Consider the following 18846-nt stretch of genomic DNA (forward strand, 5'->3'; position numbering starts at 1 on the left):
TCATGCCGCCCGCCCGCACAGGTTGATCAGCTCGTGCAGCTGGGCCTTGAAGGCCTCCATCAGCGCTTGCACGGTTTGCGGGCGGTAGCGCTTGCGGCTGTAGATGCAGCGCATGGCCAGCTCACCGTCCTGCACCTGGCCGATGATCTCCAGCCAGTTGGCCAGCGGCGCCGTCGGGCTGTGGAAGTCGCCCAGGCTTTCGCCGGCAGCGCCAAACAGCCCCTGGCCATCGCTGGCCTGGTCCAGTTGCCCCAGGTAGTTGAAGGTGATGCGCGGCTGCGCCAGGCCCGCCAGGGCTTCACGCACCTGGCTGCGGCCCAGGTAACGCAGCACGCCGTAACCCAACCCGCGCCCGGGCACCTGCGCCAGTTGCTCGCGCACGGCCCGCAGCGACTCGCCCGGCGTGCCGGCACCGGGGTTCAGGTGCAGCGGGAACATGCTGGTGAACCAGCCCACGGTACGGCTCAGGTCCAGTTCGTCGAACAGGTCCTCACGGCCATGGCCCTCCAGCTGTACCAGCATCGAAGCCGCCTGGCTCCAGCCGCACACGGCCCGTGACAGCGCCGTCAGCAACAGGTCGTTGATCTGCGCCTGCAGCGCGGCCGGGGCCACCTTGAGCAGGCGCGCGGTGGCTTCGCTGTCCAGGCGCAGGTGCGCCTCGGCCTTGGTGCCCACCAGGTTGCGCCCGCGCGGGTTGTCCACCGGCAGTTCGGCTGGGGCATCACTGCCCAGTTGCTGCTGCCAGTAACCCAGCCCGGCCTCGCCCTCGGGGCTGCGGGCCAGCTGTTGCAGGCGCTGGGCCCAGTCGCGGTAGCGGCTGGTCGGCGCCGGCAGTTGCGCCACCTGGCCGCGGCTCGCCGCCTGGTAGGCCGCCAGCAGGTCTTCGACCAGCACCTGCCACGACACCCCGTCCACTGCCAGGTGGTGCACCACCAGCAGCAAGCGCTCGCCGCCCTCGGCCAGGCGCGCATGCAGCACGCGCAGCAGCGGCCCCTGGGTCAGGTCGAGGCTGCGCTGGGCACGCTGGATGGCCGCCTCCATGGCGGCGCTGTCGGCCAGTTGCTCCTGCCACAGCACCGGCACCTGGGCCGCCTCCTCAACGCTGGCATAGCGCTGCGACCAGCCCCCTGCCCCCTCGACGAAGCGCAGGCGCAGGGCCTCGTGGCGCACCAGCAACTGCTGCACAGCCTGTTGCAGGGCATCGCCTTGCAAGGGTTGCAGAACATCCAGCAACAGCGCCTGGTTGAAGTGCCCGCGCTCGGCCATGGGCACCTCGAACAACCACTGCTGGATCGGCAGCAGGTTGAACAGCTCGCCATCGGCCAGTTGCACTTCGCCCTGCTGCGCAACCTGCGCCGGCGCATCAGCCAGCAACTGGGCAATGGTCGGCCGGCGCATCAGGTCGCGCAGGCGGATTTCCCGCTGCAGGCCGGGGTGGTTGCGTACCCGCGACACCACCTGCAGGCTGAGGATCGAATCGCCGCCCAGCTCGAAGAAGTTGTCCTCGATGCCAACCCGTTCGACACCCAGCACCGCTTGCCAAATATCAGCCAGCACCTGCTCCTCTTCGTTGCGCGGGGCGACGAAGCGGGTGTCCTGGCCAATGACCGGGGCCGGCAGCGCCAGGCGGTCGACCTTGCCGTTGGCGTTCAGCGGCAGCGCCGGCAGCACCACCACGTGGGCCGGCACCATGTAGTCGGGCAAGCGCGCCCGCAGGCGCTGGCGCAGCGACTCGCCCAGCCCTTCGCTGGCCACGGCGGCCACGTAGGCCACCAGTTGTTTGCCGCCCTGCCCGTCACGGGCCACCACCACGGCGCTGTGCACGTCGGGCTGGTCGCGCAGGCGCGCCTCGATTTCACCCAGCTCGATACGGAAGCCGCGCACCTTCACCTGGTGGTCCAGCCGGCCCAGGTAGTCGAAGGTGCCATTGGCGCGGCGCCGTACCAGGTCGCCGGTGCGGTACAGCCTGCCGCCGGCGCTGAACGGGTCGGCGACGAAGCGTTCGGCGGTCAGCCCCGGGCGGCCGTGGTAACCACGCGCCAGGCCCTGGCCGCCGATGTACAGCTCACCGGCCACGCCTTCGGGCACCGGGTTCAGCTCGGCGTCCAGCACATGCAGGGTGCGTGCGCCCACCCGCTCGCCAATCGGCGCGTAGGCCGCGCCGCAGGTGGTGTCGCCCTCGGCGCGCCACAGCAGCGGGGTGATCACCGTCTCGGTCGGGCCGTAGCCGTTGATGATCGCCCGTGGCCGCAAGGCCGCGCGGGCACGCTCGAAGGCGGCGTCCGGCACGGCGTCGCCACCGAAGCAATACACCCGCACCGGCGGCGCCGTGCCGTCGGCCTCGGCCTGGCTGGCCAGGGCCTGCAGGTAGGCCGGCGGGAACGCCGCCACAGTGACGCCGTGGCGGGCCATGGCGGCCAGGGTTTGCTCGGGGGTCCACAGTTCATCGTCACGCAGCAGCACGCTGCCGCCGAACAGCAGCGGCACCAGCCAACGCTCGTGGGCACCGTCGAAGGCGAACGACATGAAGTGCAGTTCGCGGTCCGACGGGCTCATGCCGTAGCGCTCGCCGATGGCCTCGCAGTGCATGGCCAGCGGCCCGTGGGCCACCGCCACGGCCTTGGGCTGGCCGGTGGAGCCGGAGGTGTAGATCAGGTACGCCAGGCTGTCGGCGTGCAGGGCCACGGCCGGCGCCGTGGCCGGCAGGCTGTCCAGCGCCAGGCGGTCAAGCTCGGCGCGCGGCACGTCGGCAAGCGCAGGCAGCTGCTGCGCAAGGCTCGAATGGGCCAGCAACAGGTGCATACCCGAATCGCGCATGATGAACGCCAGGCGCTCGGCCGGGTGGCTGGTGTCCAGTGGCAGGTAGGCGGCGCCGCACTTGAGTACCGCCAGCAGCGCCACCGGCCAGTCGGTGCTGCGTGGCAGGGCCACTCCGACCACTTTCTCCGGCCCCGCACCTTGCGCCTGCAGCCAGTGGGCGAGGCGGTTAGCGCGCGCTTCCAGCGCGGCGAAGCTCAGGCGCTGCTCGCCGCACAGCACGGCGTCCCAGTCCGGGCTGCGGCGTGCCCATTCGGCAATACCCTCGGTCACCGTCGGCAACGGCCGCGACGTCGGCAGGCGGTTGGCCTCGGCCCGCACCAGCAACTCGCCCTCGGCGAGCATGGCCAACTCGCCCAACGGGCGCTCGGCGCCTGCGCAGAAGCCTTCGAGCAGTTGTTCCAGGTGGCGGCGAATGCCCTCCACTTCGGCCAGGTTGAAGTGCTGGCGCAGGAACATGTACTCGATTTCCAGGCTGTCGCCGAGGGTCACCATCAGGTCCATGGCGTAGTTGGTCACACCATGGCCACGCACGGTCTCGAACTGCAGCTCACCGTCGTCCCACTCGCTGAGCAGGCGGTCCACCGGCTGGTTTTCGAATACCACGATGCTGTCGAACAGCGCCTGGCCACCACGGCCGGCCCAGCGCTGCACCTGGCTGAGCGGCGTGTGCTCGTGCTCGCGGGCCGCCAGGTTGTAGGCCTGCAGGGCCTGCAACCATTCGCCCAGGGGTTGCTCGGGGCGTGGCGCCTGGACGATCGGCAAGGTGTTGATGAACAGCCCCAGGGTGTCCTGGGCACCGGGCAGTTCTGCCGGGCGGCCCGACACGGTGGCGCCAAAGGCCACACAGCGTTGGCCGGTGTAGCGTTGCAGCAGCAACAGCCAGGCCGCCTGCACCAGGGTGTTGAGGGTGACCCGCTGGCTGCGGGCGAACTGCTTCAGGCGCTCGGTACGGGCCTGGTCGAAGTGGCTGTAGATGGCCTGGTGGCCCGCCTCGCCACGCTCGCCAGCCAGGGCCTGGGCGAGGAAGGTGGGTTCTTCCAGCGCTTGCAGGCGCTCGCGCCAGAAGCGCTCGCTGGCCAGCGGGTCGCGGCTTTGCAGCCAGTCCAGGTAGTCGCGGTAGCGGCCCGGGTTGGGCAGCGTCTGGCCCAGGTAGCGGCGCAGCACCTGGCCGATCAGCAGCGACAGGCTCCAGCCGTCGAGCAACAGGTGGTGGTAGGTCCATACCAGCCGGTAGCGGCGCGGGCCCAGTTGCACCAGCAGCAAACGCTGCAGCGGCGCCTGGGCCAGGTCGAAGCCACGCTCGCGCTGTTCGCGGGCCACGGCCTCGGCCTCCTCGACGGTGAAGGTACGGCCCTGCCAGTCGAGCTGCTCCACCGGCAGACTGACGCGCTGCCGGATCACCTGCATGGCGTCGGCAAAGCCCTGCCACACGAAGCTGCCGCGCAGGCTGTCGTGGCGGTTGCTGACTTCGTCCCAGGCGGCGATGAAGCGCGGCGCGTCGAGGCCGTCGATCACAACGTCCAGCTGGTTGATGTACAGGTCGGTGCCGCTGTCCAGGGCGTGGAACAGCATGCCTTGCTGCATTGGCGACAGCGGCACGATGTCTTCCACGGCCTCCAGCGCCACCGGCAGCGCGGCGCGCTCGGCGTCGCTCAGGGTGCTGAGGTCCAGCCGTTCCACAACCTGGGTGACGGCCTGTTGCAGCGGCTGCGCCTGGGCCGCCAGGGCGCGGACGCTCTGGTGCAGGAACAAATCGCGCGGGGTCAGGGCCAAACCGGCTTCACGGGCACGGGCTACCACTTGCACCGAAACGATGGAGTCACCGCCCAGTTCGAAGAAGTTGTCCTCGGCGCCTACCTGCGGCAGGTTCAGCACGCTTTGCCAGATCTGCGCCAGGGTGCATTCCACCTCGCCCTCGGGGGCCACGTGCTCGCGCACTTGCAGCTCCGGCTCGGGCAATGCCTTGCGGTCGAGTTTGCGGTTCGGCGTCAGCGGCATGCGCTCAAGGCGCATCAGGCGTGCCGGCACCATGTAGTCCGGCAGTTGTGCTTGCAGGCGTTCGCGCAGCGGCGCCAGCAGCGCGTCATCGTCGGCCACTACATAGCCGATCAGTTGCCCTTGGCGTGCCACCACAGCGGCCTCGCGCACACCGGGTTCGGCCAGCAGGCAGGCTTCGATTTCGCCAAGCTCGATACGGAAACCGCGAATCTTCACCTGCTGGTCGATCCGCCCCAGGTACTCCAGCGCGCCGTCGGCGCGGCGGCGCACCAGGTCGCCGGTGCGGTACAGGCGCGCACCGCTGCCGAACGGGTCGGCGACAAAGCGCTCGGCGGTGAGGCCGGGCCGGTCGTGGTAACCACGGGCCAGACCTTCGCCGCCGATGTACAGCTCGCCGGCCACGCCCAACGGCAGAGGTTCCAGGTCGTCATCCAGCACGTGCAGTGCGGTGTGGGCCAGGGCCTCGCCGAGCATCACTTGCTGCTGGCCTTGAAGGTGGCAGCGGGCCGACCACACCGAGGTTTCGGTCGGGCCGTAGAGGTTCCACAGGCCGCCGGCCACACCGATAAGGCGTTCGGCCAGGTCTGCCGGCAGTGCTTCGCCGCCACACAGCACCTGGCGCCCGGCCAAAGCCGCCAGGCGTGGGTGGTCGGCGAGCATGCGCCAGGTCGAGGGGGTTGCCTGAATGGCGGTGACTTGCTGCAGCTCGATTTGCGCCCACAGGCGCTCCGGGTCGCGGGCGGTGTCGCGATCCACCAGCACCACGCTGGCACCGCTGACCAAGGGCAAGTACAGCTCCAGCACGGCAATGTCGAACGACAGCGAGGTCAGCGCCAGCATGCGCCCGTCAGCAGCCAGGCCCGGGGCCTGGGCCATGCTCGCCAGGAAGTTGCCCACACCAGCCCGGCGTACGGCCACACCCTTGGGCTTGCCGGTGGAGCCGGAGGTGTAGATGACGTAGGCCAGGTGATCGCCCTTGGCCAGGTTCAACGGATTAGCTTCACTGCCCTGGAAATCAGATTGGTCCAGCCACCAGCATTCGGCCTCGGCGCCCAACGCTTGCAGCGCCGGTTGCAGCGAGCTTTGGCTGAGCAGCAACGGCGCACGGCTGTCGTCGAGCATATGGCGCAGGCGCTCGGCCGGGAATTCCGGGTCCAGCGGCACGTAAGCGCCACCAGCCTTGAGCACTGCCAGCAAGGCCACCAGCAGTTGCGGGGTGCGCTCCAGGCACACGCCCACACGCACGTCCGGGCCAACGCCTGCGGCTTGCAGGCGGTGGGCCAGCTGGTTGGCGCGGCGGTTCAGTTCGGCATAGCTGAGCGAACCCTCACCCTGGCGTACGGCGATCGCTTCGGGCACACGGGCAACCTGCTGCTCGAACTGTTCGACCAGATCGAACACGCCGATGCCATGGCTATCAGCAGCACCGGCCGCCAGCAGCTCGGCACGTTCGCCGGCGGTCAGCGACGACACCTGCACCAATGGCAGCCCCGGCTGCTCCAGCAGGGCCTGCAGCAGGTGCAGGAAGTGCCCGGCCAGGCGCTCGATGCTGGCCCGCTCGAACAGGTCGCTGGCGTAGTTGAAGGTGAAGCTGAACCCGCCCTCGCCCTGTTGGTCGACGAACAGCCCCAGGTCCACCTGGGCGGTACGCCGTTCCTGTTCAAGGCTGGCCATGCGCAGGCCGGCCAACTGTTCGCCCAGCGCCACGTCGTGGCGTTGCAGGCTGAACAGCACCTGGAACAGCGGGTTGTGGCTGAGGCTGCGCTCTGGCTGCAAGGCCTCGACCAGTTGCTCGAACGGCAGGTCCTGGTGGGCCTGGGCCGCCAGCACGGTGTCACGCACCTGCTGCAGCAGCGCAGCGAACGGCTGCGCGGTGTCGATGCGGGTACGCAGCACCTGGGTGTTGACGAACAGGCCGATCAGCCCTTCGCACTCGGCGCGCAGGCGGTTGGCCACCGGCACGCCGACGCACAGGTCGTCCTGGCGGGCGTGGCGCTGCAGCAGCACGTTGAAGGCTGCCAGCAACAGCATGAACGGCGTCACCTGCTGCGCCTGGGCCTGGCGCAGCACGCTGGCGGCGAGCGGCGCCGGCAGTTGCAGGCTGAAGTTGGCACCGCGGTAGCTTTGCTGCGCCGGGCGCGGGTGATCGGCAGGCAGCTCGAGGATGCGCGGTGCATCGCCCAGTTGCGCCTGCCAGTAACCCAGCTGGCGCTCGCCCTCGCCGCCGGCCAGCCACTCGCGCTGCCACAGGGCGTAGTCCAGGTACTGGATCGGCAATGCCGCAAGGGCTGCCGGCTGGCCGCTGCATTCGGCGGCGTACAGCTGGCCCAGTTCGCGCACCAGAATGTCCATCGACCAGCCGTCGCCAACCATGTGGTGCAGGGTCAGCAGCAGGTGGTGGCGCTGGCGCTCCAGGCGCAACAGCTGGCCACGCAGCACCGGGCCGTTGACCAGGTCGAACGGTGCCAGGGCCTGCGCCACACGCAGCGCCTGGGCCTGGGCATAGGGGTCGTCGGCGCCGCGCAGGTCGCTGCAAGGCAGCTCGAAGCCGGCCGCCGGCAGCACCTGCTGGTACACCTCGCCGGCTTCGCTGGGGAAGCAGGTGCGCAAGGCTTCGTGGCGCGCCAGCAGGCCGCTGAAGGCACGCTGCAGCGCCGCACGGTCCAGCTCGCCGTCCAGCTCCAGGGCAACTGGCATGTTGTAGGCGTCGCTGTCTGGCTGCAATTGCCAGAGGAACCACATGCGCTGCTGGGCGAACGACAGCGCCGGGCGCGCCGGCCGCTCGCGGCGCTGCGGGCCTGCCGCCAGCTGGCCGCGGCTGCGCCCCAGGGCCTGGGCCAGGCCCGCCACGGTCGGGGTGTCGAACACGGCGCGCAGGGCCAGCTCTACGCCGAACACCTCGCGCACCTTGGCCACCACCCGCACCGCCAGCAGCGAGTGGCCGCCCAGTTCGAAGAAGTCATCGTCGCGGCCAACCCGCTGCACCCCAAGCAATACCTGCCAGAGCTGCGCCAGGGCGGTTTCGCGCGCGCCTTGCGGGGCGCTGTACTGGCGCGCCTGCCATTGCGGCGCCGGCAGCGCCTTGCGCTCCAGCTTGCCGTTGGGGCTCAGCGGCATCGCCTCCAGGTACACCAGAAGGGCCGGCACCATGTAGTCCGGCAGGTGCTCGCGCACCCCTTCGCGCACCGCATCCAGCAGCGCCTGCGGCTCGGCCCGGGGGCTGTCGCTGGTCAGGTAACCCACCAGCTGCGCGCCACCGGCCTGCTGCCAGGCCACCACCACCGCCTCGCGCACGCCGGGTTGCTCGAGCATGCGTGCCTCGATTTCGCCCAGCTCGATGCGCAGGCCGCGCAGCTTGACCTGGTGGTCGATGCGCCCGGCGTAGTCGATCACCCCGTCCGGGCGCCAGCGCGCCAGGTCACCGGTGCGGTACATGCGCTCGCCAGGTGCGCCGAACGGGTTGGCGACAAAGCGCTCGGCGGTAAGCCCGGCGCGCCCCAGGTAGCCACGGGCCAGGTTGTGCCCGGCGATGTACAGCTCGCCCGCCACACCCACCGGCACCGGCTGCAACTGGCTGTCGAGGATCATCAGCTGGGTGTTGGCGATTGGCCGGCCAATCGGCACGCTGTGCCGGCCCGGCTCGTCGAGGCAGTGCCAGTAGCTGACGTCGATGGCCGCCTCGGTGGGGCCGTACAGGTTGTGCAGCGCGCCGTTGTGCTGCTGCTGGAACTGCTGCTGCAACTCATGGGGCAAAGCTTCGCCGCTGCACATCACCTGGCGCAGGCTGGTGCAGGCGGCCAGCTCGCCGGCGGCGATGAACGCCTGCAGCATCGAGGGCACGAAGTGCAGCGTGGTGACGCCCTGCTCGACGATCACCTGGCGCAGCCGCACCGGGTCGCGGTGGGCGCCGGGGGCGGCCATCACCAGGGTGGCGCCGGTGAACCAGGGCCAGAAGAACTCCCACACCGACACGTCAAAGCTGAACGGGGTCTTTTGCAGCACCCGGTCCGCGCCGCCCAGCTGGTACTGGTCCTGCATCCACTGCAGGCGATTGAGCAGGCCGGCATGGTGGTTGCCCACGCCCTTGGGCCGGCCGGTGGAGCCGGAGGTGTAGATGCAATACGCCAGGCTCTGCGCCGGGTAGTCAATGGCCGGGGCATGCTCAGGCATAGCGTCGGTCTGCGCCCAGTCGCGGTCCAGGCACCATACCGGCGCGCTGCTTGCCGGCAGGCGTGCCAGCAGCGCCTGCTGGGTCAGCAGCAGCGGCACCTGGCTGTCTTCGAGCATGAACGCCAGGCGCTCGGCCGGGTAGTCCGGGTCCAGCGGCAGGTAGGCGCCGCCGGCCTTGACGATGGCCAGCAGGGCAATGGCCAGCTCCGCCGAACGCTCGGCGAACACCCCCACCCGCACATCACAGCCCACCCCCTGGCTGCGCAGCCAGTGGGCCAGGCGGTTGCTGCGTGCTTCAAGCTCGGCGTAAGTAAACCGCCGTTCGCCGTCCACCAGGGCGCAGGCCTGCGGCGTGCGCTCGGCCTGCTGGCGAATCAGTTCGGGCAGCATGGGCTGCCGGCTGTAGTCGCGGGCGGTCTCGTTCCAGCCATGCAGCAGTTGCTCGCGCTCGCCTTCGGCCACCAGCGCCAGGCGCTCCAGGGCCTCGTCCGGGGCTTGGGCGATGGCCGCCAGCAGGCGCTGGAAGTGCCCGGCCAGGCGTTCGATGGTGGCGTGCTCGAACAGGTCGGTGGCATAGCCGAAGCTGCCCGACAGCTGGCCGTCGACGTGCTCGCGGGTATCGAGCACCAGGTCGAACTGGGTGCTGCGCCGGGCGCTGGGCAGCGGCTCGACGCTGAGCCCCGGCAACGCCAGGTTGTCCAGGCCGGTGGTGCGGTCGTGGTTGAACAGCACCTGGAACAGCGGGTTGTGGCTGAGGCTGCGCTGCGGTTGCAGGGCCTCGACCAGTTGTTCGAACGGCAGGTCCTGGTTGGCCTGGGCATCCAGCACGTGGTCGCGGGCCTGGGCCAGCAACTGGTTGAACGAGCCCTCGCCGTCCACCTGCAGGCGCAGCACCTGGGTGTTGACGAAAAAGCCCACCAGGTTTTCGCATTCCTGCTGCTGGCGCCCGCCAATCGGCAGGCCGATGCGCAGGTCGCGCTGGCCGCTGTAGCGCATCAGCAAGGCGCCGAAGGCCGCCAGCAACAGCATCGACAGCGAGCTGCCACGGACTTGCGCCAGTTGTTGCAGCTGGCCGGCCAGCGCCGGCGCCACGGCAAACCCGACGCTGTCGCCGTGCAGGCTTTGCTGCGCCGGGCGCGGGTGGTCCAGGGGCAGTTCCAGCAGCGGGTGTTCATTGCCCAGGTGGGCGCGCCAATGGGCCAGCTGGCGCTCGCACTCGCCGCTGGCCAGCCACTGGCGCTGCCACACGGCAAAGTCGGCGTACTGCACCGCCAGGGCCGGCAGGGCTGCATCGCGCCCGTCGAGGGCGGCCTGGTAGCAAGTGGCGAACTCGTCCAGCAGCACCTTCACCGACACACCGTCGGCGATGATGTGATGCAGGGTCAGCACCAGCACATGTTCTTCGCGGGCCATGCGCAGCAGGTTGATGCGCAGCAACGGGCCGCAGGCCAGGTCGAAGGGCGCAGCGGCCTCCTCGGCCAGGCTTTGCACCAGGCGGGCTTCTCGCTCGCCGGCCGGCAGTTGCTCAAGGCTGGTTTCGCGCAGGGCCAGCGCCGGGTTGGCCAGCACCTGCTGGCGCACCTGCTCGCCGTCGTCGCTGAACACCGTGCGCAGCGAGGCGTGGCGCGCCTGCAATTGCTCGAAGGCGGCGCGCAGTGCAGGCACCACCAGTTGGCCGCGCAGGCGCAGGCCACCGCTGATGTTGTAGGCCGCGCTGTGCGGGGCCAACTGCCAGAGGAACCACAGCCGCTGCTGGTTGAACGACAGCGGCGCACCGCCCTCGTGGGCCAGGGCCTGCAACGCCGGGGCACCGCCCGCGCTGCCTGCGCCGGCCACGGCCAGCGCCAGGTCACACAGGCGCGGGGTGTCGAACAGCTGGCGTACCGGCACCTCGATGCCCAGGCGCTTTTTCAGCCGCGCCACCACCTGCACCGCCAGCAGCGAATGGCCGCCCAGCTCGAAGAAGTGGTCCAGCGCGCCGACCTGCTGCAGGCCCAGCACCTCGCCCCAGACTTCGGCCAGCAGTTGCTCGTGCTCGCCTTGCGGGGCCTGGTAGCCGTCGTTGTCGCTTTGCCACACCGGCTCCGGCAGCTGGTTGCGGTCCAGCTTGCCGTTGGCGTTGCGCGGCAACTGGGCCAGCACCATCACCCGGGCCGGCACCATGTAGTCGGGCAGTTGTTCGCGCAAAAGCTGGCGCAGCTCGCTGCCCAGCTGCGGGTCGTCGGCGGCCACGTAGGCCACCAATTGCTTGCCGCCTACGGTTTCACGGGCCACCACCAGCGCCTCGCGTACCCGGGCGTCGGCGCGCAAGCGCGCCTCGATTTCGCCCGGCTCGATACGAAAACCGCGGACCTTGATCTGGTGGTCGGCGCGGCCGAGGTAGTCGATGATGCCGTCGGCGCGCTGGCGCACCAGGTCACCGGTGCGGTACAGGCGCCCGCCCGGGGCGCCGAACGGGTCGGCGACAAAGCGCTCGGCAGTCAGGCCCGGGCGCTGGAAGTAACCCCGGGCCAGGCCTTCGCCGCCCAGGTACAGCTCGCCGCACACACCGGTGGGCACCGGGTTGAGGTCGCCGTCCAGTACCCATACGCTGCGCGCACCGACACGGTCGCCAATCGGCGCGTAGCCGGCCTGGCAGTGGTCGGCGGGGCCGGCCTTCCAGATCATCGGCGTGACCACGGTTTCGGTGGGGCCGTAGCCGTTGATGATCCAGGCCGGGCGCAGCACCTGGCGCACCTGCTCGAAGCTGGCGTGAGGCACCGCGTCGCCACCAAAGCAATACACTCGTACCGCCGGCACATCGTCGCGGCCTTCGCCATGCTCGGCGATCTGTTGCAGGTAGGCCGGCGGGAAGGCGGCCACGGTCACGCCGTAGCGGCCCATGGCCTGGTAGGTCTGTTCAGGGGTCCACAGGCTGTCGTCACGCAGCACCAGGCTGGCGCCATGGGTCAGGGCGGTGAGCCAGCGCTCGTGGGCACCGTCGAAGGCGAACGACATGAAGTGCAGTTCGCGGTCGGCGGGGGTCATTTCGTAGCGCACGCCGATGGTGCGGCAGTGCATGGCCAGCGGGCCGTGGGCCACGGCCACACCCTTGGGCAGGCCGGTGGAGCCGGAGGTGTAGATCAGGTAGGCCAGGTTGCCGGGGTGCGGCGCCACGGCCGGTGCCTCGGCCGGCCATGCGCCCAGCTCGAGCAGGTCGAGGTCCAGGCGCTGCACGCCGTCGGGCAAGGCGGCCCGGCGCGGGTCGCGGCTGTCGCCGATCAGCCAGGCAAGGCCTGCATCTTGCACCTGGTAGGCCAGGCGCTCCTGCGGGTAGTCCAGGTCCAGCGGCACGTAGGCGGCGCCAGTCTTGAACACCGCCAGCAGCGCTACCAGCAACTGCGGCGAGCGCGGCAGGCCGACGCCCACCCGCTGCTCGGGGCCGACACCCTGGGCGCACAGGTACTGGGCCAGCTGGTTGGCGCGCAGGTTCAGCTCGGCGAAGCTCAACACCTGCTCGCCACAGCGCACCGCCGGGGCGTCCGGCGTGCGCTGCGCCCAGGCGGCGATCAGCTGGTGCACCAGCGGCTCTTCAGCGGTGCTTTCGGGCAGTGCGTTCCAGGCCTGCAACTGCGCCCAGGCGGCAGGTTCGTGCAGCTCGAAGTCGCACACCCGGGCTTCGGGCTGCGCGGCGATCTGCGCCAGCAAGGCCTCGAAGTGCCGGCGCCAGCGCTCGATGCTGGCGGCGCTGAACAGGTCGGTGGCGTAACTGATTTCGCAGCGCAGGCGGCCGGCGGAATCTTCGGCGGTGTCCAGGGCCAGGTCGCAGTCCACCGCGCGCATCAGCGGCGCTAGCGACTCCATGGCCACGCCATCGAGGGTCTGCAGGGCGTCGGTGTCATGCCACTGGTGGTTGTAGATCACCTGGAACAGCGGGTTGTGGCTGAGGCTGCGGTGCGGCGCCAGGGCCTCCACCAGTTGCTCGAACGGCAGCTCCTGGTGGGCCTGGTCGGCCAACGCGCCCTGGCGCACCCGGGCCAGCACGCTGTCGAAGCGCTCGCGGCCATCGAGCTCGGTGCGCATCACCAGGGTGTTGACGAAAAAGCCGATCAGGCGCTGGCTCTCGCCGTTGCCACGCCCGGCCACCGGCACGCCGACACGCAAGTCGGGCTGGCCGGTGTAGCGGTACAGCTGCACCTTGAACGCCGCCAGCAACAGCATGAACAGCGTCGCGCCACGCGCCTGGGCAACCTTGCGCAGGGTGCCGGCCAAGGCTTCGGGGATGTCGAAGCACAGCACCGCGCCCTGCCCGCTGGGGCGTGCCGGGCGCTGGCGGTCAACCGGCAGCTCCAGGGTTGGCGCTTCGCCACCCAGGCGCTTGAGCCAGTATTCCAGCTGGCGCTCGCCCTCCCCGGCGGCCAGCAGCTTGCGCTGCCAGGCGGCGCAGTCGGCGTATTGCGCGGCCAGCGGCGGCAGCTCGCTGGCCTGGCCACGGCAGTGGGCGTTGTAACCGCGGGTGAACTCGTCCACCAGCAGGTTCATCGACCAGCCATCGGCAACGATATGGTGCACGCCCAGCAGCAGGCGGTGCTCCTCGGCGCCCAGGCGCAGCAGGGTCACCCGCAGCAAGGGGCCGGCGGCCAGGTCGTAGGGGGTGACCGCGCAGGCCATGCCCAGCGCGTCGGCACGCGCCTCGCGCTCAGGCGCTGGCAGCGCGGTCAGGTCTTCGAACACCACCTCAAGCTCGGCCTCGGGCTCGATCAGCAGTTGCGGCTGGCCTTCAACCTCGTGGAAGCGGCTGCGCAGGTTCTCGTGGCGGGCGACGATGGCGCGCAGGGCTGCGGCCAGCGCCTCGCGGTCCAGCGGCCCACGCAACTGCACGGCGCGGTGCAGGTTGTAGGTGGGCGCCTGGGGGTCGAGCTTCCAGATGAACCATTGCCGGCTCTGCGCCGCCGACAGCGCCAGGGCGCCGTCGCGCGGCAGGCTTGGCACCGGCAGGCGGCGCACGTTGACACCAGCGGCTACCAGCTTGGCCAGAAACAGTTGCTGCTTGTCCTGCGCCAATTGCGCCAGGCGTGCGCCGATGGCCTGCAACTCACGGTCCTGCGCCGCTACCTTGGGGTCGAGGACACTACTCATTCAGCCTGCTCCAGTTCTTCCAGCAAATCGTTCATGAAATCCACTTCCAGCAAGTCGTCAGCGGCCGGGGGCGCGCTTTGCAGGTGTGCTGCAAGGGTACTGACGCTTGAGTGGTCAAAAACTTCATGAAGTGCCAGGTCTACCCCGAGCGCCTCGCGCACGCGCGATACCAGGCGGGTAAGCAGCAGCGAGTGGCCGCCCAGCTCGAAGAAGTCATCCGTGCTGCCAACCCGCTCGAGCCCCAGCACCTCGCACCAGATCGCCGCCAGCTGGCGCTCCAGCTGCGTGGCCGGTTCCACATGCGCGCGGGCCTGCCAGTCGGGGGCCGGCAGGGCCTTGCGGTCGAGCTTGCCGTTGGGGGTCAGCGGCATGCGCGCCAGCACCAGCACCTGGGCCGGCACCATGTAGTCGGGCAACGCCGCTTGCAGCGCTTCTTTGAACTGCGCGGCCAGTTGCGGCGCGTCGTCGGCCTCGGCGTAACCCACCAGCACCGGGCCGGCCGGGCCCGGGCGCGCCACCACGGCGGCTTCGCGCACGCCAGGGCAACGGCGCAGGCAGGCTTCGATTTCGCCCAGCTCGATGCGGTGGCCGCGAATTTTCACCTGCTGGTCGATTCGGCCGATGTACTCCAGCGCCTCGCCGCGCCAGCGCACCAGGTCGCCGGTGCGGTACAGGCGCTCGCCCGGGGCGCCGAACGGGTCGGCGACAAAGCGCTCGGCGGTCAGGCCCGGGCGACGGTGGTAACCACGGGCCAGGCCCGCGCCGCCGATGTACAGCTCGCCGGCCACGCCATCGGCGGCCGGCTCCAGGGCCTCGTCCAGCACATGCAGCGAGGTGCCGGCAATGGCTTCGCCCAGCAGCACCTGGCTGGCCTGCTGGCCCAGGCGCATGCGCGCCGACCAGATGGTGGTTTCGGTGGGCCCGTACAGGTTCCACAACTCGCCCACCACCCCTTGCAGGCGCGCCGCCAGGTCGCCGGCCAGCGCTTCGCCGCCGCACAGCGCGCGCAGCCCTTGCAGGCTGGCAAAGCGCGGGTGCTCGCTGAGCATGCGCCAGGTCGATGGCGTGGCCTGCACGCAACCCACGCCCTGGGCGACGATGTAGTCCAGCAGGCGCCCGGCATCGCGGGCCATGGCGCGGTCGGCCATGACCACGCGGGCGCCCTGCAGCAGCGGCAGGTACAGCTCCAGCGCGGCGATGTCGAACGACAGCGAGGTCAGCGCCAGCATTTTTTCGCCACGGGCCAAGCCCGGTGCTTCAGCCATGCTCAACAGGAAGTTGGCCAGTGCGCCGTGGCGCACGGCCACGCCCTTGGGCAGGCCGGTGGAGCCGGAGGTGTAGATCACATACGCCAGTTGCTCGGGGTCGATGGCTGGCAAGGCGCTCGTGTCGCCTGCCGGCAGTGCCAACTGGTCGAGGCACCAGCGTTGCTGGCCGGCAGCCGCTTCGGGCAGTTGCGCCAGCAAGGCGCTGTGGGTCAGCAGCAGCTGCGCGCCGCTGTCGTCGAGCATGTGGCGCAGGCGCTGGGCCGGGAACTCCGGGTCCAGCGGCACATAGGCGGCGCCGGCCTTGAGCACCGCCAGCAGCGCCACCAGCAGTTGCGTGTCGCGCTCCAGGCACACCGCCACCAGGCTGCCGGCGCCCACGCCCTGGGCCAGCAGGTGCCGGGCCAGGCGACTGGAGGCCTGGTCAAGGCTGGCGTAGTCCAGGTTCTGCGCGCCGTCGCTCACCGCGCACAGCGCGCCATTGCGCCGCGCCTGTTCGGCAAACAACGCAGGCAGGCTTTGCCCACCGCCCAATACCGGCTGTTGCGCAGCGCGGGCCAGGGCCTGGCTGCGGGCCTGCGCTGACAACATCGCCAGCTCGCCCAGGCGCCGCTGCGGGTTGCCCGGCAGGCTGCGCAGCAACTGGCCCAGGTGCTCGGCCAGTTGCGCAAGCGTGGCGCTGCTGAAGGCATCGGCGCGGGCTGCCAGGGCCAGCTGCAGGTGCTCGCCGGGGTGCACGGTAAGGGTCAGCGGGTAGTGGGTCGACTCGCGCTGGGCCACGCCATCGATGCCCAGTTGCTGCATCGCCTGGCTACGCAGGGCGGCATCTACCGGGTAGTTTTCGAACACCAGCAAGGTGTCGAACAGTGACTGCCCGGCACTGCCGGCCCAGCGCTGCACGTCGTACAGCGGCACGTGGGCCAGCTCCTGCAGGGCCAGGGTTTCGCCCTGCAAGGCCTGCAGCCAGTCGCCCAGCACCTGGTGCGGGGCAGGCTCGGCAATCAGCGGCAAGGTGTTGATGAACAGCCCCAGCATGTCGCCGCTGCCGGCCAGCTCTGCCGGGCGCCCCGACAAGGTGGCGCCGCAGCACACCACGCGCTGGCCGCTGTGGCGTTGCAAAAGCAGCAGCCAGGCAGCCTGCACCAGGGTGTTGAGGGTGACCCGCTGGCTGCGGGCGAAGGCGGCCAGGGCCTGGCTGTGCGCAGCATCGAGCAGCAGCTCGCAGGCGTGCTGCCCGCTGCCGCCCGCCGCCACCGGCGCATTGCCGGCCAGCAAGGTGGGTGCATCGAGCTGCGCGGTGCGGGCCTTCCAGAAGGTTTCGCCGCGCTGCGGGTCCTGGCGTTGCAGCCAGGCGATGTAGTCGCCGTAGCGCCCGGCCGCAGCCTGCGGGGTTTCGCCCACGTAGCGGCCGAGCCATTCCTCGATCAGCCGCGCGCTGCTCCAGCCGTCCAGCAGCAGGTGGTGGTAGGTCCACACCAGGCGGTGGCGGCCGTTGGCCAGGCGCAGCAGCGCCACCCGTTGCAGGGCCGGTTGGGCAAAGTCGAACGGCAGTGCCCGCTGCTGGCTGGCGAAGGCGTCCAGCGCCTCGCTGCTGCAATCCTGGCCACGCCAGTCGTGCTCTTGCCACAGCTCGGGCACCTGGCGGTAGACCAGTTGCAGCGGCTGCTCCAGGCCGTCCCAGGCGAAGCCGCTGCGCAGGATCGGGTGGCGCGCGATCAGTTGCTGCCAGGCCGCGCGCAGTTGCGCAGGCTCGAGCGCGTCCAGGTCGAAGGCGAGCTGGTTGATGTACTCGCCCTCACCCGCGCCGCTCAGGCCATGGAACAGCAGGCCTTGTTGCATCGGCGACAGCGGGTAGGCGTCCTCCAGGTCCGCCGGCAGGCGCGCCCGCTCGGCAGCGTTCAGTTGTGCAAGGCCCGTGCTCGGCGTGACGACGGCAATAGCTGCCGACTGCCCGGCCACCTTGGCCAGGCGGCGGATGGTCTGTTGCTCGAACAGCTCGCGCGGGGTGAATGCCAGGCCGGCTTCACGGGCACGGGCAACCACTTGCACCGAAACGATGGAGTCACCGCCCAGTTCGAAGAAGTTGTCCTCGGCGCCTACTTGCGGCAGGTTCAGCACGGTTTGCCAGATCTGCGCCAGGGTGCATTCCACCTCGCCCTCGGGGGCCACGTGCTCGCGCACTTGCAGCTCCGGCTCGGGCAATGCCTTGCGGTCGAGCTTGCGGTTCGGCGTCAGCGGCATGCGCTCAAGGCGCATCAGGCGTGCCGGCACCATGTAGTCCGGCAGTTGCGCTTGCAGGCGTTCGCGCAGCGGCGCCAGCAGCGCGTCATCGTCGGCCACTACATAGCCGATCAGTTGCCCTTGGCGCGCCACCACGGCGGCCTCGCGCACACCGGGTTCGGCCAGCAGGCAGGCTTCGATTTCGCCAAGCTCGATACGGAAACCGCGAATCTTCACCTGCTGGTCGATCCGCCCCAGGTACTCCAGCGCGCCGTCGGCGCGGCGGCGCACCAGGTCGCCGGTGCGGTACAGGCGCGCACCGCTGCCGAACGGGTCGGCGACAAAGCGCTCGGCGGTGAGGCCGGGCCGGTCGTGGTAACCACGGGCCAGACCTTCGCCGCCGATGTACAGCTCGCCGGCCACGCCCAACGGCAGAGGTTCCAGGTCGTCATCCAGCACGTGCAGTGCGGTGTGGGCCAGGGCCTCGCCGAGCATCACTTGCTGCTGGCCTTGAAGGTGGCAGCGGGCCGACCACACCGAGGTTTCGGTCGGGCCGTAGAGGTTCCACAGGCCGCCGGCCACACCGATAAGGCGTTCGGCCAGGTCTGCCGGCAGTGCTTCGCCGCCACACAGCACCTGGCGCCCGGCCAAAGCCGCCAGGCGTGGGTGGTCGGCGAGCATGCGCCAGGTCGAGGGGGTTGCCTGAATGGCGGTGACTTGCTGCAGCTCGATTTGCGCCCACAGGCGCTCCGGGTCGCGGGCGGTGTCGCGATCCACCAGCACCACGCTGGCACCGCTGACCAAGGGCAAGTACAGCTCCAGCACGGCAATGTCGAACGACAGCGAGGTCAGCGCCAGCATGCGCCCGTCAGCAGCCAGGCCCGGGGCCTGGGCCATGCTCGCCAGGAAGTTGCCCACACCAGCCCGGCGTACGGCCACACCCTTGGGCTTGCCGGTGGAGCCGGAGGTGTAGATGACGTAGGCCAGGTGATCGCCCTGGGCTTGCAGCGCCGGGTTGGTTTCACTGCCCTCCTCGGCCAGCTGATCCAGCCACCAGCATTCGGCCTCGGCGCCCAGCGCTTGCAGCGCCGGTTGCAGCGAGCTTTGGCTGAGCAGCAACGGCGCACGGCTGTCGTCGAGCATATGGCGCAGGCGTTCGGCCGGGAATTCAGGGTCCAGCGGCACGTAAGCGCCACCAGCCTTGAGCACTGCCAGCAAGGCCACCAGCAATTGCGGGGTGCGCTCCAGGCACACG

Annotated in this window: 2 protein-coding genes (1 of these 2 running past the window's edge); both read right to left on the reverse strand. The window is 70.2% G+C overall.

Annotated features, from left to right (window positions below):
- Nucleotides 1-14106, reverse strand: a complete 14106-nt coding sequence (locus KSS93_RS18305) for a non-ribosomal peptide synthase/polyketide synthase (RefSeq protein ID WP_217885377.1) — start codon at nt 14104-14106, stop codon at nt 1-3.
- A protein-coding gene (locus tag KSS93_RS18310; protein ID WP_217885378.1) for a non-ribosomal peptide synthetase crosses the window boundary here: on the reverse strand, nt 14103-18846 show its 3' end. The gene runs 6131 nt beyond the window's last position; only the last 4744 of its 10875 coding nucleotides appear in the window; the start codon falls outside the window, past its right edge; it ends in the stop codon at nt 14103-14105. Before KSS93_RS18310 ends, KSS93_RS18305 begins: the two co-directional genes overlap by 4 nt.

This window comes from Pseudomonas xanthosomatis (genome assembly GCF_019139835.1).
In the GTDB taxonomy this organism is placed as follows: domain Bacteria; phylum Pseudomonadota; class Gammaproteobacteria; order Pseudomonadales; family Pseudomonadaceae; genus Aquipseudomonas; species Aquipseudomonas fakonensis.

Bases quoted from the DNA above. Each gene is read 5' to 3' on its own strand.
- KSS93_RS18305 (WP_217885377.1), bottom strand. From the start codon at position 14,106: ATGAGTAGTGTCCTCGACCCCAAGGTAGCGGCGCAGGACCGTGAGTTG.